Source organism: Streptomyces sp. NPDC087428 (genome assembly GCF_044744085.1).
In the GTDB taxonomy this organism is placed as follows: Bacteria; Actinomycetota; Actinomycetes; order Streptomycetales; family Streptomycetaceae; genus Streptomyces.
This window is the reverse complement of record NZ_JBIUXR010000034.1, coordinates 1-19828: the sequence shown is the minus strand read 5'-3', so window position 1 is coordinate 19828 and position 19828 is coordinate 1. Positions and strand designations below refer to the sequence as shown.

At 61.8% G+C, this 19828-nt stretch carries 9 protein-coding genes and 2 pseudogenes; 5 read left to right on the top strand and 6 right to left on the bottom strand.

Annotation, left to right across the window (positions count from 1 at the left end; translation table 11 throughout):
- Positions 1–337, top strand: a 337-nt coding sequence (locus ACIO3R_RS39400) for a DNA methyltransferase (RefSeq protein WP_402111935.1), incomplete at its 5' end; no start/stop codon positions are given.
- Between the two features lie 99 nt (positions 338–436).
- On the opposite strand, the pseudogene ACIO3R_RS39395 reads toward ACIO3R_RS39400, so the two are convergent.
- Positions 437–1372, bottom strand: a pseudogene (locus tag ACIO3R_RS39395) (hypothetical protein).
- A gap of 501 nt (positions 1373–1873) precedes the next feature.
- Here ACIO3R_RS39395 and ACIO3R_RS39390 point away from each other — a divergent pair.
- From ACIO3R_RS39390 to ACIO3R_RS39380, 3 genes are read left to right on the top strand one after another with little or no spacing between them, the layout of a single operon-like run.
- The gene (locus tag ACIO3R_RS39390) at positions 1874–2257 is read left to right on the top strand and encodes a hypothetical protein (protein WP_376213039.1); all 384 of its coding nucleotides are present in this window, start codon (positions 1874–1876) and stop codon (positions 2255–2257) included.
- A 41-nt stretch (positions 2258–2298) separates the two neighbouring features.
- Positions 2299–3804: an ATP-binding protein gene (locus tag ACIO3R_RS39385; protein ID WP_402111934.1), complete on the top strand. Its 1506-nt coding sequence runs from the start codon at positions 2299–2301 to the stop codon at positions 3802–3804.
- Positions 3765–5780, top strand: coding sequence for a Druantia anti-phage system protein DruA (locus tag ACIO3R_RS39380; protein WP_402111932.1), 2016 nt, complete (start codon positions 3765–3767; stop codon positions 5778–5780). Before ACIO3R_RS39385 ends, ACIO3R_RS39380 begins: the two co-directional genes overlap by 40 nt.
- 627 nt (positions 5781–6407) lie before the next feature.
- Here the strand turns inward: ACIO3R_RS39380 and ACIO3R_RS39375 are convergent.
- The 5 genes from ACIO3R_RS39375 to ACIO3R_RS39355 all read right to left on the bottom strand — a co-directional run bounded on the left by ACIO3R_RS39375 (position 6408) and on the right by ACIO3R_RS39355 (position 18050).
- Entirely contained in the window at positions 6408–7601 is a 1194-nt protein-coding gene (locus tag ACIO3R_RS39375; RefSeq protein WP_402111930.1) for a hypothetical protein, read from the bottom strand.
- Positions 7598–8164 carry a DUF4365 domain-containing protein gene (locus ACIO3R_RS39370; RefSeq protein ID WP_376213030.1) on the bottom strand — a complete coding sequence of 189 codons (567 nt, stop codon included), beginning with the start codon at positions 8162–8164 and terminating at the stop codon, positions 7598–7600. Before ACIO3R_RS39370 ends, ACIO3R_RS39375 begins: the two co-directional genes overlap by 4 nt.
- Before the next feature lie 339 nt (positions 8165–8503).
- Positions 8504–14065 carry a DEAD/DEAH box helicase gene (locus tag ACIO3R_RS39365; protein WP_402111928.1) on the bottom strand — a complete coding sequence of 1854 codons (5562 nt, stop codon included), beginning with the start codon at positions 14063–14065 and terminating at the stop codon, positions 8504–8506.
- The gene (locus ACIO3R_RS39360) at positions 14062–14826 is read right to left on the bottom strand and encodes a hypothetical protein (protein ID WP_402111926.1); all 765 of its coding nucleotides are present in this window, start codon (positions 14824–14826) and stop codon (positions 14062–14064) included. The genes ACIO3R_RS39365 and ACIO3R_RS39360 overlap by 4 nt, the downstream gene beginning before the upstream one ends.
- Before the next feature lie 323 nt (positions 14827–15149).
- Positions 15150–18050, bottom strand: coding sequence for a hypothetical protein (locus ACIO3R_RS39355; RefSeq protein WP_402111924.1), 2901 nt, complete (start codon positions 18048–18050; stop codon positions 15150–15152).
- Positions 18051–18240: 190 nt separating this feature from the next.
- On the opposite strand from ACIO3R_RS39355, the pseudogene ACIO3R_RS39350 reads away from it, so the two are divergent.
- A pseudogene (locus tag ACIO3R_RS39350) lies at positions 18241–18716 on the top strand (hypothetical protein).
- The last annotated feature ends 1112 nt before the right edge of the window (positions 18717–19828 follow it).

The window sequence follows — 19828 nt, the reverse complement described above, 5'->3', positions numbered from 1 at the left end:
CTCGGAGTTCATCATCTGGGGCGTCAAGGGCTCCCTCGACAACACCCGCGACCTCTACCTGCCCGGCCACTACATCGCCTCCCAGCCCCGCAAGGACCGGGTACACATCACCCAGAAGCCGGTCGAGGTCATGCAGCAGCTCGTCCAGGTCTGCCCCGAAGGCGGCACCGTCCTCGACCCGTTCACCGGCAGCGGCTCCACCGGGGTCGCGGCCCTGCGAGAGGGACGCCGCTTCGTGGGCGTCGAACTGTCCGCGCACTACGCCGACGTCGCCGAGGAGCGGCTGCGGGTCGAACTGACGAAGGTCGACTTCGAGCTGGCCGGACCGGAGGCATGAGCGTGAGAGCGAAGAGAGGCCAGGGCCGGCGGCCCACAGACGCCAGAGGGGCGGCTGGAGCATCGACTAACCGATGCACCAGCCGCCCCTCCTGTTACGTCAGGCCGCCTCGAACGCCCGCCGTATCAGCGGCGCCCCCTTCTCTAAGTCGGCTGACGAGACGACGCGGATCTCCAGGTCGCCGGTCCCGGGGTGTCCGATACCGCACATGTCCCGGGTGAAGCCCTCCTCCAACTCGACCGTGTCCGGGTCGAGTCTGAGGTACACCAGGATTGCCTCGTGCTTCGGACGGAAGATCACCGACGCCACGTTCACCAACCGCGGATAGGCGATGTAGTGCCGCAGGGACGCCACCTCCACCTCGCCCCATGCCGTGAGCGCCTCGTCCAGTTCCGCTTACAGGTCCCGTAGGCACTCCGGCACCGCTCCTCCGCCCGCAGGCGGAGAGACCGCCGAAGCCGTCGGCACGCTGTCCGCCACGGGTGCCCGGTCCCGGCCCCGGCGAGACGAGGCAGCGCTCGGGAAGCCGGTCGCGGAGCCCACGAGCAGTAGCCCCAGCAGGCCACCGTCGAAGATCCGGTAGCGCACCAGGTCGATCCGCTCGGGCAACCTCTGCACCGCCACCCGGTCGTGGTGCGAGAAGCCCGCCGCGACGCAGATCATCCGCGGACGACGCCAGTCGACGGACTCGGCGGCCTCCGCGCCCAGCACCTTCCGCACGAGCACCTCGAACTCGTGGTGCGCTGACTCGAGCCAGGACAGGTAGGACACTGCCGGAGATATCACTCCGCTGTCGGAGCCCTTCTTGAACTCGATCACCACCGGGCTGCCGTTCTCGTCCAACCCAAGGGTGTCGATCCGCCCTCGGTGCCACGGACCGGTCGGATACTCCGACGCTAGGAAGCTGACGCCCAACATCTGCTGCAGGCTGGCCTCGACCCGGCGCTGCAACTCCACCTCCAGCGGCACCGTAGAACTGGACAGCTCGACATCCCGTCCGTCCGCGTCCCGTCGGAACATCATCAGCTCGGCCACCAGCACCCCTCCCGTGATCTCTGCAAGAAGACCAATCGAACGAACGCATTGCATATTCCATCTGCGGGCAGCCCGATCACTCAGCAAGGCGACGCTCAAGGGGTGTGCACATGCTGCGCTGGAAGGGGATGACGCTGCAGAAACCGATGCGCCGCTCAGCCTCCGCCGTGACGGCCCGAAGGTCGGCGTGCGGTCGTCACCGCCTGCGCACTGACCAGCCGGACCGATTGCCTGCCTGCGGTCTGAAGGACCTCGAGACCCCGCCACCGGACCGGCCATCCGGCACCCATCTCTAGCCGAAACCATCAAATCGCCCTAAAATGGACCAGAATTCACGCGGTGGATCGAGGCTGAGGACAAGGTGTGCCGGTTACCAAGGGGGCAGCGAACCATCGTGAAACTGCGAGTTTCTCCCACGGAGGGCGTCCCTTACTGAGCTATCAAGGGGGCAATCGATCAGCCCGGCGCCTGCGTGGCTCCTCCATCCGTCATGATGCTTGCATGGCCATCATCCAGTCAGCAGCAGAGATCACGCATCTGCTGGAGCCCCTCATGGGGCAGAAGATCTCCGTACTCCAGGTGCTTGGCATCAACTCGCTGAAGACGATGCTGCCGCCTCTAGAGGCGCTAGCGGGGGAGGTGGTAACAGCGGCGGACGTCGTCGATCGCACCCTCCGTGTCGACACGACGAGCCATGTCATCTCGTTCGATCTGCAGCGCACGGGTCGGGTTGTCCTGCTCGAGTCCGCGGAGCCCTATCGGTTCGTTGCTGGGGCCAATCGTCCTACAGCCCGTCTCCTGATGGCGGATGGGTCGGGCCTGGACCTGGTCGAACCGGCCAAAACCAAGCGGATCACGGTCACGATCGGGACCAGGCCGGCCTGACCTCTGCCGCACCAAGATGATCTACTTCCCAGGCCGCCTCGATGCAGCTACTCTCGGTGCAGGCATTTGAGCAAGTCATGGGAGTGGCGATGGGCCAGCAGACGCACCGGAAGGACGACCTCCTGGTCTCCTCCAACTTCATCCGTGCGATTCGGGAGTCAGGCTACGTCAGCCTCTCGACCGCCCTGGCGGAACTCGTCGACAACTCCCTACAAGCTGAAGCGACCGAGGTTGCGATCACCGTTGTCCGAGCCAAGGCGGACGGTGATCCGGAGATCTGTGTCGAGGACAACGGCCGCGGGATGTCGCGTTCCGAGATCGAGGCGTGTCTCCGCTTCGGTGGCTCGTCACGCTTCGACGAGCGACGGTCGTTCGGTCGGTTCGGCATGGGGCTGCCTGCCGCATCGCTGAGCCAAGCTCGACGGATCGAGGTAACGGCCTGGCAGAACAACCGCAGTGCATGTCAGGTCTTTTTGGATGTTGACGCGGTCGTTGCTGGTGCCCCAGTCGATCTTCGCGCCCGTCGCCTATCTGGCAGTACTGTGGGCTCGGGGTGCCGGGTGGTCTGGCTGAACTGCGACCGCATCGAGTATCGGCGCCTTGCCTGGCTTGAGCGGGCCTTGCGTCGTGACCTCGGACGTCTGTACCGCCGCTTCCTAAGCAGCGGCGGACTGACCTTGACCATCAATGGGAAGCGTGTCGACCCAATCGATCCCACGCTCCTCACGACCAAAGTCGAGGGACGCAGCGCGCGGCTGGCCTTCGAGCCGATCCGGTACGAACTTGCCACCTCAGCGGGCAAGACGGCCTTCGTCTCCGTCCGGTTTGTGATGCTGCCGGTTCAGTACTGGCATCACCTAGACAACGTGACCAAACGACGCATGGGCATCGTCGGCGGGGCAGGCGTCTCCATCCTGCGTGCCGGCCGAGAGATCGCGAGTGGCTGGCATCTCATGGGGGCGAAGCGCAAGGAAAATTACGACGACTGGTGGCGATGTGAGATCGACTTCGACCCTGTCCTCGATGAGCACTTTGGAATCACGGTAAACAAGCAGGGGATCCGGCCGTCTCAAGAACTTCAGGAGGCCCTGGGGCCGGAGCTGGAATCGATCGCCCGGCTGTTGAACGCGCGCGTACGTCAGGCCTTCGAGGAGGTGAAGTTCCAGGCGGCAACAGAGACGTCCTGCCGCATAGCGGAGGCCGCGGACGCGGACCTGCCCGTGATCCGATCGACCGGCAAGGGGTCGGGCGCCCTGAGCTACAGGATCGGGTCCGAGCAACTGCCGATCGAGACGATGTTCACCTCGGCCCTGAAGCGGCGCACGCTCGATGTCACGCTCAATATTGATCATCCGGCTTTCGCGGCATTGTACCGTCCCCTGCAGGTGCTGAGTGACGAGGCAGGGAAAGACCTGCGCACGGCTCTCGAACTGTTCCTCCTGTCCTTCGCCCGCACCACGACCCTCCTGGTCAGCGATGGTCACGACTGTGACGACCTCCTGAGACTATGGAGCAAAACCTACGGACGGATGCTCCAGAAGTCATGAAAGAAGAGGCCAAGCCCGCCACCCTCAGCCTCCCCGCCGACGCCTCCCGCCAGGAGACGCAGGCGTTCGCTCGCCTCTGCACCCTGCTGGCGAGCGCTCCGCTTGAATCCATGGGGGTGAACAGCCACGATCACTGGATCCAGGCAGCCAAGATCAAGAACCTGTATGAGCAGCCGCTGCTCGCGGCAGCTGCTTACACGGCCATCGATCTGGTAGATCAAGGCTGGACAATTCAGGCCGCTAAGAAGCCCGGGCCCGTGTTCACACCCCCGCTGGCGAGCGACGACCGGGAGACAGAGAAAGCTCGTGTCCAACGGCAGGAGCATCTGCGTCGAGATGAGCAGCTTAGGCAGAGCAGCGTTCGGCGCTTCGTCGAGAGGATGGAGCGCACGCACCAGCACGGCGACCGGCTGATCTCCATCTTCGACCTGATGCGCGACGGCCGGGAGCTGGCGGGCGCACTACAGAGTGCTGGCGTGACCACGGAGGTCATCAGCCCGTACGTTCAGATCGTCGACTCCTCGACCTGCGAGCTGACAGGCTTCAAGCTGCACGACATCTGGCGGTACTTCCGCCACACTTGGTCCAACGCTTATGCAACCGTGCCTGGCCGTTCAATGCCAATCCTGATCCGGGACGCAGCCACTGAGTGCCACGCTGTCATTGGACTGGCGGCCATCTCCAGTCCGGTTGTCCAGATCGCCGAGCGCGACCACTGGATGGGCTGGGAAACTGACCAATTTCTCGAGCAGGTGCGGGCGGCACCGACTGCCGATATCGCGCGCTGGCTTGCCCGACGAATCAAGACTCAGCAGGAAGAGATCTACGTTGACGATCTCCTCCGTGACGGGGTCCTTCAGCCGACCGACCTAGCGGCGCCCACCTCGGAAGTGATCGGCCAACTGCGGGCTGACGCAGAACGGCATCGTCAGCGGCACCACCAGGCCAGCACTATTCGCGAGGTCCGCAACATAGAGCGTGATGCGTGGGTGGATAGGGCCACAACGGACCTATTTCGCAGTAAGCGAGCAGCAGCGCTCGCCGAGACCTTGGAGGTCGTCACCCTCCTTGGGGCGTACCTCTCTCCCCCCACAGCCGAAAGACTTGCCAAAGCTTTCTCGGACTCGAAGGCGCGGGCACAGATGCGCCGCGTGGTCCGCCGTACACGAGGAGAGCGGGTCGGCACCGTGATCGCCGACCTCACCGTCTGTGGAGCCGTAGCACCCTATAACGCGCTGGTGGCGGGCAAGCTAGTAGGGGCCCTAGCCGTCTCACCGACAGTGCTGGCTGCTTACCGCAGCAAGTACGCACGCCCCAGTGAAATCGCCTCTGCGATGGCTGGCCGTCCGATCCTGCGCGAGCCGCGTCTCTCCTTCATCGGAACCACCTCGCTCTACGGTACTGGTTCGAGCCAGTACAACCGGTTGTTTTGGCCCGCCGAGGTTATGGGAGGAAAGAGGGAAAACCGGATGGGATTCAATGAACTCGGGCGGTCACGCTCCTTTGGAACCTCTCATTTCTCCAGTGAGACCGTCGAAGCACTTGTCCGGCTCTCAGCCCTGCGCGGATCACTCGTACGAGTCAACAATCTGTTCGGTGAAGGCGTCAGCCCTCGTCTGCGTAAGGTGAGGCTAGGAATCGCCGCACTTGGGTGGCCCGCCAACGACCTCCTCAGGCACGGACGTGAACGCATTCTCTACGGCGTTCCGTTGGTCGAAAACCTGCGGGACTACTCACTCGGCATCGACGAGAAACCCGAGTACCTACTTAATCCCGAACTGCCTGAGGCAGACGCCAGGGTTGCCGACTGGTGGTTCGAACGCTGGTGCCGGCGGAGGGCGGCACGCCAGGACGTCCTTGAATCCATGCGCACCCATAGCCTGGTCCGGCCAGTCCGGCATGGTGCCCGGGTACCGTTGCCCGCCGGAAACGAGACGCTTCCGAACGACCAAGAGATGTTGCCCATCTTCACGTAGCGGGGGCCGCTCCTCTTGGGCGAGGGCGCGGTCATGTCCTGCGCGCCGTAGAGCGTCGGGTACGTCAGCGCAGCACGGCTGTGATGAGGTCAACGGCACGGTGGTCGCTTGCCTCATGTTCGACCCGGTGGGCTCCAAACAGGGGGCTCCCGTGGCCGACCGCGATGACGGCGCGAGTGCCGCGGTGAGGCGGTTGTAAGGGTGTGACGAGCACATGCTGGTGCGGCGGGAGTTTGGACCGCCGGTCAGCTTCGCGGGTAACGATGAGTGTCGTGACCGACTTGGCCAGCGTGTGCGGGAGGTCGAGAACGGCAGGGGCCAGGTCCAACAGAAGGCTCCTGCTCCTAAGCTGAGGCGTGGGGCACACCCCTTGATGGGATGGAAGCCTCGAGCGTTGCGGTACCATCACACGGACGTCACCCGATCAGTGCCCACGCTGGAAGCGCTGTGACGAGCCCCTTGTGAGGTTTTCACCTCAAACGGCGCGGCCCCGCCTGTAAATGCTGCCCCTATGCACGCAGGGCTAGAACTTGTCGGCCAACTCTCGCTTGTGCTCGATCGGCAGCCACTCAGGACGGAAGTCGAAATGACCGGCATGCGCCGCAACGAGTTCGTACATGACCTCCCTCAGGACCTCCCCGAGTCGGGATTGTCCGTGCCCGAAAGGTGGCGCAGGAAGCTCGGATCGACCTCGATGCGGCCGGTCAGGCGCCAAGCACGGCGTTCGTAGGTCAGGTCTCCTGTCACGGTGAAGGGAAGTTGACGCTCATAGGCCATGATTGCCCAGTTGTGGTCCTCCCCCGTTAGCGGAACATGAACTCGCAAGGTCTTTCGGTTCACCTCCGCCGCGATAATAGCTGTCCCTGCCTCTTCACTACCGGGCATCGAGTCATCCCGTATGAGCGATTTAACGAGACCGGCGAGCCTTTCGCGCCGTACGGGCTCTTCCCTACGTACGAGTTGTTCCCGGACACGCGGAAGTTCACCAATCGTGTCTCGGTCCAGGGTAATTGTCGCTAGGCCGACGTCTGGCCTTCGTTCAGCCGCTGCCCATTCGAAGGAGAAGTCGAGCGTGCGGAGGTGCTGTGGCTGAGACATCTCTTCGAGCGACTCCACTAGCCCCGCACTAAGGCCCAGGCTGCTCGGAGATGAAAGTGCCTCCTGGTCCCAGGATTGTGTCAGCCGTTTCGTGCTCTCGAGTCCTCTGGCCAGAGTTTCCATGACGTGCCGCTGGAAAACCATAGCGGGTTGCTCTTGGCCATCGATTGACTGCGGATCAGTTTCGCCTAGACGGGACACCACAGTAAACACAAAGCTGCCGCGCCTTGTGTGTCCCAGCCTTACATCCTCTTCCATGTACTCGTTAACCGGAGCCGGCCTCCTGCCCTTATGCGGATGGTGTGGGTCCGCGGCTGTAGTTGCAGCTGACTTCATCAACTTGAGAATCGCTTGCATCGTCTTTTCAGCCTGCTGAAAAGGGATTGTACCATCGATCATTTTCTGATCGAGACGCACGAAGAATAGGTCCGCACGTGTGGCAATGATGCGGTCTAGTAGTTGTTCGGCGTCCCAGTCGTGAATATGGCCAAGCGACTCCAACGCGTCCACGAAGCGCGGTGTGAAGTCGGCGAAATCTGTGGCTAGTGGAACCATGACACGCGGCGCGGCGGCCAACGAGGTTGACCGGTAGCGCCATACCTCGCGAACTTCTGGCTGCTGCTGTTCCAGTTCCCAGTCGTGATAAGCCAGAAACTGGGAGACCGCGGAAGGGGTCAGCGTGGATGCAATCTCACGGTAGCTGTTAAACGCGGATCGGTTCACCTCAGGCCCCTCTCTGCTTCGCCGATCGACTTCATGATGCCTAGAAGTTGCTCCCCCGTGAAGAGGTTCTGACGAGGTAGATGAACCGTGTGGTACTCACCGATCGGTCCGTCGTGTCTCAGGTTATCCGCGGACTGCCAAAACATACGGCTTCGTGTGTACAGGCCGTATTCATTCGTGTGCAGCCATGGCTCTGGCTCGCGCGGGATGAGAAGCACGCCAAGGTAGGCGGGAATGAATCGCTTCGTGCGAGTTAGCTTCCGGAACGGCTTTGCCTTCATCTTCCACGTCATGCTGTCATCTTTGAGTAGGCTCTCTTGGTAGGTGCACTTCAGCTGAAGCTCGAATTGCGGTCCATAGTAGCCGTGATACTCTGTCGAAGAAACGACCGTGATATCAACGCCCTCGTAGTCGGTCTCGTGAGTTTTTATGGAGCATCCCACCGCGTAAGCGATCATTCGCGTGTACGACACGCTGAAGTGTTCCTGTAGTGCGGTGATGGGAACCTGGCCCTCTGCCAAGTCATGCTCGCCCATCTTTTCCTCAGTGCTGTCTTCGGCCACAGTTCCCCACTGGGTATGACTTAATCGCTTGCCGGAACTAGTCTCGAGCAAGAGAGTGACGTGCGGGACTATTTGGGTTCTAGCCCGTGCTAATTACACCTTTCGTTTTGCGGGGCGTCGCTAGGTGCCGCCATGGTTCCAGCAGTGGGCGACGGCCCACGTAGCGATACGCGGGCCGTCGCCCCATGGGGTGCCTTCTCTTAACCTGCGAGCAGGAGAAGGCAATGGGAACTAACTTGGCCAGACCAGGAATTCTGTGCCAGCCGATCTAATCGACCAGTGCTTGCAGAATAACCCCGTGTACCTGACCGCTTACGGTGCATCAAATCCTGTTCTAGCTCATGCCAGAGCCTGCAGAACAGTCTGCGTCGCGAACGGCAGGTTCTGGGAAATCACCAGGTCGTCGACCAGGTGAACCGAAACGCCGCTTCGCTTGGCACTGTCGTGGACACGCCGCAGTTGCTCGTTCGGTGCTACGCCCGGTGTGAGCGGGCTGTGCACACCGATGATCCATTCGCGGCCACCCTGCCTTGCCAGAATCGGAGCGGTGACCGGCCCTACGCCGTTAACGTCGATTTTGGCACCTCTCTCGAACGAGATACCGAGCTCTCGGCTGTCCAGATCCTCGAAGAGGATGTCAGCCGAGCGGGCAAGCCGTGCCTCGGCAAGAGCCGGCGGCGTGTCGTTCATCAGATAGCGCAGGAGACTGGCCCCCACGTGGCGATCAAGGAGGTTGTGTTCGAACCGGTTGCGGAAGCTGCGCAGACAGCGATAGCAGGACTCATCGCAGTTGGCCGGGCAGTCTTCGAGAAGTTCCAGTGTCCGCTTGAAGATTTCCACACCGTGGTCGTTGACACGGCGAGTGAAGCCGGCACCGCCAGCGAGGGTGTCGTACATGTAGATGTCGGCTTCTCGACCTTCACCGCCAAGGGGCGTCAGTGCAGGACGGTATTCCGCTTGCAACTCCGAGCTCTCGATGCCGAGCTTCCGCGTCGCAGCAATCGTCAGGGCCTCAGCAATTGTGCGCAGCGCGATGTGCGTCGATAGGTAGGCCGGATCGAGAGTGATGGGCGCATCCACCTTCAGACGCACCAGGAGCACGTCGGAGATGAAGTCCGTACCCAGCACCAGACCGCGGGTCGAACGCGACCCGGGACAGTTCGGCTCCTTATCGTCGGGGTAGGGCTTCTTGTGTGTCCCATTGACCACGCCTGTGGCGGACGCTGTCGGCTCGATGAGACCGCACAGGGTGCAGTAGGTGTACCCCTCGTTGCGGGGACCGGTGTTCGTAACTAGCAGCGTCTCGCGGTGATAGGTCTGCTCTAGCCGGTCCGTGTCTGTGACGCGCTGCCAGGCGCTCTCCTCGGTCGGTCCGGACGCCATGAGCTTGGCTCGTGTGGCGTAACTGCGGGCCGGCGCCTTGTCTGCACTGGTGCCGGGGTCCTTCCTGGCCGGGTGCGCGAATCCTGGCGGGCGCATCCAGTTTTTGGCCTTGCCGAACTTTCCGTCGGCTCGACAAGCCGGGCAGTCACGTTCATCCCCGGGCGCGGCCTCGCCGTATGAGTAGTAGTTCGCGTAATGGCACACTTGGCACTCGAAGTAGAGCAGCCTTTCCTTCCAAGCTTGGTGGCGCGTCTCCTGGACTGGCGCATAGATCGCCTCGGAGGTCCACTCCTTGTTGTCGATCCACACCACCTTGCCCGGGGCGTACTGGCTGAGTGCTACCGCAAGACCCTGACTGGGCGCGTAGTGGAACTCAGGCCTGAAGCGAGTAGATCGATCGAGATCGAAAACGTGGAATGAAACGACATCCGTCGGGAACGCGTAACGCGGTAGTACTCCCTTGTACAGGAGTCGATCGAGTAGGTTCTTTTGGGTCCGCCGGGCATCTGGTGCCTCCGCACCCTCGCTCGGATCCTCCTTGTCAGACTCCGATGATGTGTCACTCGTGCCAGCAGTCACGGGGCGTCCGCTGGCATCGAGGTCAAGAGCCTTGTCGATCTCGTCGAGTGTCCTTGTGGCGAAGTCCTCGAGGACGGATCGGAGGCCGTCTTGGCCGAGCTCATCGGGAAGCCATGCCGCAATGTCTTGGCGAAGAGTCGTCTCATTGACGCCCAGCCATTCTTCCAGGTCGACCCTGTTCAGTGGAGAGGATGATCCGGTGAACTCCGCAATCGTTCCCAGTACCTCGAAAAGCTGCGGCTGCGCGTCTGCGGCGATTTCAGGAAGGCGATCCTGGTGGTAACGCTGCAGTAGATACGCGGTCACGTGACGGCGTGTGATCTCGTCGTTGTCCATCGTCAGTACCGGGTCGTCAACTTCACCGCGGATCATCAGTTCCGGGTGGCGGAAATAGTGATCATCGTGGGTGTCGGCGCTGCCAAAGGCCAGCACGGTGGCGACTGCGTTGCCCCGCCGACCAGCTCGTCCTGCGCGTTGCTGATAGTTAGCCCGCGAGGGCGGCATGTTACGCAGGGCGACACCGGACAGGTTCCCGATGTCGATGCCTACTTCCATAGTGGTCGTGCACGACAGGACATCGATGGCGGCGGGTTTTTTCCGGTCTCCGGATCCGGGCAAACCGAGGTCGACGTCTTGGAAAAGCAGCTCATGCTCTTCTGCCTTGGAGAAGACGGCGTCTGACTGAGCCGCGGCATTGAGCTGCGCCGTATGCTCGGCAGCGATGATGCTCATCGGAGGCTCGGAAGAGTCCCGTAGAGCCCGTGCGGCGCTAGCGCGGTAGTACCCCTTGCGGGCCTGGAAGACCGGGTCCGTATCAGGGTCTAGGACACGAACTTTTTCGTCTCGGCAGTTAACGCACCGAGAGGAACCGGGGAACGGTCGCTGAGTAAAACGACAGCGCTCACAATAACCCCAAGTCGTTTCGAGATCCAGGTACACCTTTGAGGCCGACAGGCGGAACCTCCCAGCCACCGCATCGCAGAACTCTTGAAGCAATTTGGGCAGCCATGTCTCGCTGAACTGTTTCTTCGCTGTCTTGGTTTCGAGCCAACGATCAATCGTGTTGAACTTCCCCGTGTGCGGACGAACACCGCCGTCCGTCATCCACCAGTCTCCATCAGTCATCGACGGGAACCAGATGCCGGGCGTAGTCCACTGCATGAGCCACATCCGCATGAGGGCCAGCTTGGCCTCGTCACTAGTGGCCACACCCTCGATGTCGGAGAGCAGCCCGAGCAGATCGGCAGTCTTGGCTCGCGGCTCGCGTAGGGATGCGAGGCCGAGTGATGCAAGCCCAAAGTATTTGTGCGTGAGTGTCGCGTACATCGTCCGCATCAGCGCATGCGGTGGCGAGTCGGTGATGCGGAACAACTGCATCAGCTCGCCGAAATGTCCTGCAAGCGCGCCCTTCTCGATAGCTGTCTCAACTCGGTCCAGTACGTGAAGTGACTCAGAGGGGCGAAGTTCCGGGCGAAGCCGGACCGAAAGCTGGCGGGATCCAACCATGGCTGCCAAATACAGCTGGTTCAGGGACAGCATGGGCTCGAGCGTTGTATTCTCCAGCTCTTGCCACCCGCGCAGAATCAGGGGTCGCATGGCGTCGCGCATGGAATAGCTCTGCAGGTTTGGAGCGAGCTTGGCGGCAACCTGCCGGGAGTCGGAAAAGGCGAGCACCTTACGCCCACGCAATGGTGCGAAGTCGGTGTTTGGTTGCGCGCCCGGTGGCTGCACCTCAAGCTGACGGGTCACCAAGGCTAGGAATGGTTGGTCACCCTTCGTCTGGTGATCTTGCACTGACGAGCGGCCGCCGGCGCGATGACCGCAGACGCCGCAGGGCTTGAACTCGCCGTCCGCTTCAGTCTCGTCGCCGTCCTCTTCGCCCTTGATTACTTCCCCGCTTCGGAGACGAGGAAGGAAAACGCTTCGGACCCGGCGATCGATCACCTTCTCCGGGTTGAGCCTGCCGGTGACCAGGTCAAGGTCGGCGATCTCGACGTTCTTCTCGTAGGGCTCCTCTAGGAGGAGATCCAGGGGCTGAAGTTCGGGAATGGAGCCGGACGCGGACTGGAAGGCTCCTCCCGGCTCATTCCACAGGTGAGACGGGTTGGAGAGGTCGTCGGTATACGCCCGTGCATAGGAGGAGCCGCAATGCCGGCATGTGTACAGCTCAAAGACCCTGGCGCCGCAGTTACAGGTCGCTCGGGGCTGGGCATAAAGCTGGCCCACCGGCCCCGGCTCCGGGTAAGCCTCCCGGTCGACCTCCGGGCATTCGGGGTCGAGACATGCCCACAGCCCGGGCAGCCCACGGAAGAACGCATGCACACGGCACGGCAGCAGCCCCGCACCATCCGCTGACCGCCGGGCTGCACTACCGAGCGCGACCAGAGCAGAAACGGCTTTATCCGCCAGCTTCTGGTCCACACCCGGGAAGATGAAGGTGCCCAAGTCACTGACGGGCTGAGCTTGCCTCATAGTCTCGTTGACGAGAAGGCCCATCGGACCGAAGGCGTCGAGCGCTTCGTGTAGCAGTTCGCCGACCGGGACAGCCGGTCTTGGGCTCACTCCGCAGTAGTCCAGCAGGGATTGAACCGCAGCGATACGGGCCTCGTCCCCAGCACCTTCATAGAACTCGTGCATCGGTACGGCGGCCAGAGCCTGTGCGTCCTGCAGGCTGCCTGTGCTGGCGCCCGGGCGAAGGGACAGCTTGCCTTCCACGCTCTTGAAGCCGACCTCGGACTTGCCACTCAACTGCGCGGCGAACTGGCGCGCATACTGGGGAGTCGTGAAGCTGGCGCTTGTGCAGATCACCTGCAACTGGCTCGCCGGGATACCAAGCCTCGCGCGTAGACGACGAAGGAGGAGTGCCACCTCGGCGCCGGCGGCTCCCCGGTACATGTGAGCTTCATCGATGATCAGAAGAAACTTCTCGTCGGGATTGTTCGCCAACCAGTCCCGCGTTGCATCAAAGACCGGCCGCTCGAGCGGACGCATCATCATGTACTCGAGCATCGAGTAGTTAGTGATTAGAACGTCTGGGGGCTCCGCCAGCACCTCGTGGCGGGTCAGTAGCTCCGAATCTTCGGGGCGGGTGATGGCGCGGATGAAATCACCGGCCTTGTTCTGCCACCGGGCTCCGCTCCTGCCGTACCACGCCTTCAAATCCGGCTTAGCCGGCCACTTCCCACGTGACTCCAGTGCCTTGATGAGAGCATCTGCTTCGTCGCGCTGCGACGAGGAGGCGTCGTTCGCCAGATCGATCAGGTTGACGTAGAAGTCCTCGATAGCGTGAAGACGCTCCTTGTCCTTCTTGACGTTGCGTACGCCGGGATACAGCGTCCGGCTGGTATAGCGGGCGAAGCGCGCCGGGCGGCCGGCCCACTCGTGGAACCTGGCAGTGACACGAGGATCGCTCAGCAGGAGCCGAAGACGGCCCAACTGGTCGTTCACTAGCGCATTCATCGGGTAGAGGATCAGAGACCTGACAGCCGGGACCTTGAAGGACTCCGGCTTGTGGGCGGCCTCTGCTGCGAGTTTGGCCAGCATCGGCAGAAGGAACGACTCGGTCTTCCCTGAGCCTGTGCCGGTCGTGATGGCTAGGCTCTGGCCATCACGTGCAGTCCACTCGAGTGCCTCAGCCTGGTGGGTGTAGGGCGGGTCGTACAGAAGGCGTTTCGAACCGGCCGCATCCGTCGACAGAGCGCCGAGGAGCTCCCGCACGGTGTCGTCGAGGTCCAGATCATCGAAGTGGCGGTCGGTCTGGTACCGAGGAGTGCTTTCGATGAAGGGAGCTTGGAACAGCACTCCCTCTTGCTCGAGCAGTGCACGACGCTGGTCGAGCACAGTGCGATGCCCGATATGATACGTCGCTTCGATGTAGTCCCGCAGGGCCGTCTGGATCTTGCTGATCGTCTCCGCGATCGTTGGCGCTTCCACTGTCACGCCACCCCTCCCTCTTCGCTGACATGCATCCATAGCATGTCAGCGAAAAACACCGACAGGTTGTCGACCGCCAACTTCGGTACGCGGTAAGAGATGAGCGCACCCTTTGCCCGTGCGATGGGAGTCCCTACGAGCTCGAGGTAGCGCTGTGCCCACCTGGGGACGGGGCTGAAGAGATCCAGACGTTTCTCGCCCGGGACGCCGGACGCGGGGCTTACTCGCATGGCTTGCGGTGTGCCTGCCAGGGCGTCGATGGCCGCCTGGGTGCGCCAGGCCTCGTCGCAGCCTGCCGCGGTGAGGTCATCAGCCGGAAGGTCCACCAGTGCGCGAGGGAACCCATGCTCCGCACGCACGAAGCACCACAAGTCGGCACCGTAAGCTTGTGGCCGGCGGGCAACGAAGTCTCCCGAGTCATGGGGTCCGAGCGGCCGCCAGCGGCCTCGGTAGTAGAGGACTGATGCCGTTGGGTCGAGGATCGCGAGACCGCCTATCTGGCCGGACTCGCCGACTCGGTCCAGGCGCTGACGCATCACGTCGACAACCGCAGTTGCCTGCTCGACCCTAGGCCGCTTGAGCCAGTGATCGCGAGGCAGAACGTGCAGGCCAGCGGCACGCAAGCGAGCCGGGGCGAGCTGAGCGTCGAGCCTGAGGCACCGGGTGTGACCTTCGTTCTGCACTTCTGCGCTCAGGGACTCGTTTACAAGCGGTTTTCCGTTGGGCCGCACACCGAGCAATAGATATTGTCCGGGGGTCTTCTCCACGAATGAGGGTGGGGCCAGGTATATCTGTCGGCTTGTGCGATCCGATTGAGCAGGAAGCTCGATCAGGTCACCGATCGACACCAAGAGGTCCAGGTACGTCGCTACCTGTTGTCGTGTAACCAGGTATTCTTCGTCCAGTGGGCTGAGAGCCTCAAGAACTGCGTCTACGAGTCGGCGCGGAGGTGCCGGGCAAAGAAAAGACGCCGCACGGCGAAGCAGAGCGGAGAGCGCCTCTGCAGAAAACGCGTCAATTATTGTCTCATCCAGCCAGAGTGAACGAACTGTGAGTTCTGCGGCCTCCTGTTTTCCGAGCACTGTTACCTTCACTGGAAACCTCCGATCATCGTCGAACGTTCTGAGCCCTCATGAAGGTCCTCAATACCCAAGACTGCGAATCGAGCCGCTCGGATAAGTACGGGGGACACCAGCACGCATTTCAGCATCCTGTTGAGCTCGGTGCTGTCCATGCCGTCCAGGGAGCCGGGTCGACTTGCAAGAAGCAGCAGAAAGTCCGCTGCGTCACGCGGGTTCCCAATACCAGTGCTAGCGGCAATGGGGGCGATTGCCTCGCCCAAACCTTCCCGCAATGCAGACAGGGACTTCGACCACTGCCAGAGATGTGTGGCGATGCAACGAGCCACATCACGCTGTGCCTGCGAATCTCCTACAAGCTGCTGCATCTCATCCAGCGTGTCCGGTCTCCTGTGCGCACTGAGGCGACCCCGTCGGCGTTCCAAGTTGGCCCATCTACTCCCAGCCAGGAGTGACGCGAGGGCCGTTGTGATCGCGTCGAGCACCAGTTGTCGCTGATGGTGGGAGAAGGGATCGGCCGACAGGTCGGCGTCCTGCCAATGGTGGTAATTACGTATCAGTTTGAGCGCTTCGGGAAGCGGGGTGCCTGTGCAGCGGATGGTTGGCTGAGTACCCGCTCTCTGGCGCAGCCAATTTGGGTCAGGTGGCAGGATGATGGCTGCGGTCGCATTGTCGGAAACGGCTCGGAGCATGCCGCCACCTACGGGGACATCAACCGGTTTCCAGGCATCTCTCTGCTCGCCGACCAGTGGATTCTCCACGGAATATAGGAGTACTTGCGTTTCATTACGGCCTGTACGGTCAATCAAGCGTACTGTGTGCCTGTCCTTGCGCTGCTTTGTTGGTACCCAACGAAGCGGGTAAAATCCGCGTTCGCATACAAGGGACGCGAAGCCTACCCCGCTACGGGAGACTGATACTTCACATGACTCAGCGACACTGTAGACGCTGTGTAGCTTCCCTTTCCCTGTGCGGAATTCCTGAGCCGCCAGTTTCGTCCATGCGCTGTCCGTGAAAGGGAAAGAAATAGTATGGCGCAGGTGCATTAGTTCCTTACCGGCGTCGTCACGCAGTACGACAGTCAGCTCGGCCTTAGTGCCGGCTGGGCCGTCCGCCGATAGACTTGCCCGTCCATCCCATATCTCGGTTAGCTTTGGACGGGCTGGAGTGGCATACAGGCGGATGCCTGATCCCTTTGTGTGGTTTTCCAAGATCGAATGAGGATCGCGAATGGTGGCAGCAAGTGACCCGCTTGCGAATGACCCGCCTGCATCTCCGGACAGTAGTGCAACGTGCACCTCGTGTGTACCTACGGAGAGTCCCTCTAGAGCGAAAATCAGTGACTTACTGCCTTTTGGCCATTCGAGCGGAAGAGGTGAACCGCCGTCTACTCGCACTGAACATCTCTCTGTCACATGAGTGGACGTCACCGCTAGAAGTGCTGGATCCCCAGCCATCCACTCGGCGGATCCGTCGCCATCCCACGAAGCTGGAAGAACGCCTACAGGGTGGATGGAAACGTTCGACACCACCGACAGCCCGGTTGCCGCAAGCTGAGTTAGCTCCACATCATTCAGGGTTTGGGGCACCTTCACATCGAAAGCGTTCACTTCATCGGCGTGGACAATGGATGGAGATATCCACGGAAGTGCCGGGGGAGATATGCCGGTGCGGCCGACCAAGCAGTATTCATGACCTGGCCGGACGAGGCCGCCCTTTATTTCGACAGCTAGTCCGCCGGGCTGTTTCCGGAAGAGCCACCATGGTCCCTTAGTGATGGCGCAACGTTCGGCTATCAACTCATTAACATGTCTGGATCCTTGCTCCAATTGGATAAGGGGGGTGCCTGGCCGGGGCCACGCGGTCAGCGGCACTCTGCCTGGGTACAAGAGATTTCCGCGAGGAAGTGGCTGACGGCGTCCTTCAATCTTCGGGCGTAGTCTCCGCAGCTCCTCGCTTATCTGGTCATTTTCCGCTTGTAGAGTCGTGAGGTCGGGTAGCTCCAAGCAGGGACGCCATCCGCCTCCCTCTTGCTGTAAAAGAAGTCGCGGATGCGCCGCAGTAGAGGTGTACTGCCCTTGGCGCTCTTTCCTTGAGCTGGTATTCGTCGGAAGGAAACCGGCAGAGCGCACTGTGTGCGCAGAATTTATTGCCTGATCCAGCCAGTCCCTCGACTCGTGTTCCTTCGATAGGGCATCAACCAGGCGGGCGAGCGTTGATTGCATCAGGTACGGGGATCCCTCGTCGTCGCCTGACAGTAGCGCTGCGGCGATATGGCCGAGCAGGATCTGATTCGAGCAGAACTTTTGGAAGCGGTCGCTGTACCCGCCCGTGCGTGCTGCTAGGCAGGAGCCCAGTTTGTGCGGATCATTCAGCATGGGTGACGTAAGTATGGCGCGCGCTTCGTAAAGGAGTTGTGCCATTTGGCGCTGCAGATCGGCTGGCATGATGGCATGCGTGATAGGCCATGCGATGATGCTGAAGTTCGAGGCAAAGGCTCCCCTGGGTTCGATTCCTCCATATTCAGCTGCGAACCGTTCGAACCATTGTTTAATATGCCTGCGATTATCGTAAATCTTCCATTGTGGGCCGCGCTCCCATCCTGATGTCTCTTGAGAGAAGAGGGGCCAGTACTCGTCTCCGGTATAGAGGTAGCCGATTTCGGCGGCATATACCACGAAGGGCAGCCACCAGGTGCGGTGCCGAATATTGAATCCTTCTGTGACGGCCCCGCGCACCGTGGTCGAAAGTAGATCCAGGTCGTTCTGGCTGAGATCATGCTCCAGAGCAAATACGGGGGCCGCTGGCTGCAGCGCCTGACGATGTGCATGAAGGGTTTGAAAATGCTCATCGAGGTATTCGTGTAGATGCTTGAGCATTTCGATCGAACCGTCAGGCGTCGCTTTTGCCATGCTCGGTCTCCCTCCCCTGGGTCCCGCCTTGCACTAGACGCGGTCTGGAGCAAGCCAACGACACTCCGTACATCGATCTCTTTGAGAGTGCCCACCGATCGGGTGACCGGTCGGCGTTCCGCAAAGCACGAAGCTCCTGTGTCGTTGACAGAGGTGTTCGACGTCTCAACTCATCTGCGCAAGAGCCTCGGTGGTTTCCTATCCTGCCGCACTCGACTTGCCTCACGTCCCGGTCGAGTGGGTAATCATGCTCATCGTCACCCGTGGGGGTGACTGTCGCTGCAAGCCCCCGTCCCATCAGCGTGCTCTCGTCCGCTGGTCTACCTTCGGCGGCACGAACCGCTCTCACGGATCGTCGTCGTCACCGCTGCCGTCGGCCACCGGCGCCCACCGGGTGCCCGGGCGGTAAGAATCCTGCGGGAGATCGACCCCGACTACGTCCCGCTCGACGGAACGCTTCCCGCGTGCGGCCGGGTCGGCGACAGATGGGCCGACTTCTCGCTGGAGCACCGCCGCTTCGGCGTGAATGTACAGGTTGTCGCCGATCCCGGGGCACGAGCACCCGGCGGGCGAGGCGTTACGCGGCTGAAGTCCTGGCGCATCTTCCGCCGAGCCCGTTGTAGCCCCAACCGCATGAACGTTCATCGCTGCCGCCGTCCTACTTAACTCTGGAGAGACAACTCTCAAAGGGCTCACCGGTAGGCGAGATCGACTTCTTGAGTCGGACGGGGAGGCGTCTGCATGAACTGCCTGGGGCACCCGGTCCGGCCACGTGAAGGGGGCGTATCGGCCCGCGACGCGCAGCAGTGGGTCAGAGTTCGTCTGGTGCCAGCCACTGATGCGGAAGGTGGCTCTGGTCGGTCGTTCTGTCCGGTACGCAGCGGAGACGGACGCAGTTGGATGACGAGGCGCGTGTCCTCTTCTCGGCTGCTGACAGGTGCCGGGCAAGTGTCCTACGCAAGAGTTCCCATCCGTCCGAGCAGTTGGGTGTGTGAATCCGCAGGGCACCCTCGGAGCAGGGACGGCCCAGGGACTTTTCAGGGCTTCTCGCGTCTCTCTCAGGGAGGTTCCGGGGACTCTCCGCCAGATAAGCAAGGAAGGCCCTGACAGTGCTGAAAGATGGAAACGGGCTGGTCAGGGCCTATGGCATCAGCACTCGATGGTGTTCACCGCGAGCCCGCCGGCGGCCGGGGCATATCACCCGGGGTTCCGAGGTGGCTGAGTGAATGTTCCCCATGAAGGAGCCTGTCACGCCGATCCCCGTGCCGCTATCAGTTCCTCGTCCCAATCCTGACTACCTGCTAGTGGGGCTCGGCGACGGCAGCACATACCTCACTGCACACCTCGACGGTTACAGGGCAGGGCGCTATCGGCGAGCGCCTCGGTCAGCAAACCACCGACCCGGACGTGCGGGTCAGCCGGATGATCGAAGGAGCGCCGGTACTCGTGGAGGCCCGGGCGGGGACTGGCCGTAGCCGTGTGGTGCGCTTGATGCGGGCGCGGCGAGGGCTGAACCCCGAATTTGAGGCATGCCAGTGGCGGCCGTCGTTGCGGGCATGGCGAGGCAAGATCATCTTGCATACGCGTTGCACAAGGTGATGAAAAACAGCGGTGATCAATGGAAGGTCGAGAAAGGGTATAACCGCAGGTCGTCAGGCGTTTAGGGGTGTCGCGCCCGTGCCGCCTAACAACGGCTAACACAATGAGGTGGATCGGTCCTGTTGACCGTGTCCGCGTCAGAGATTCAGCGTTGTTCGGGCATGGGGACTTCGCCGTGG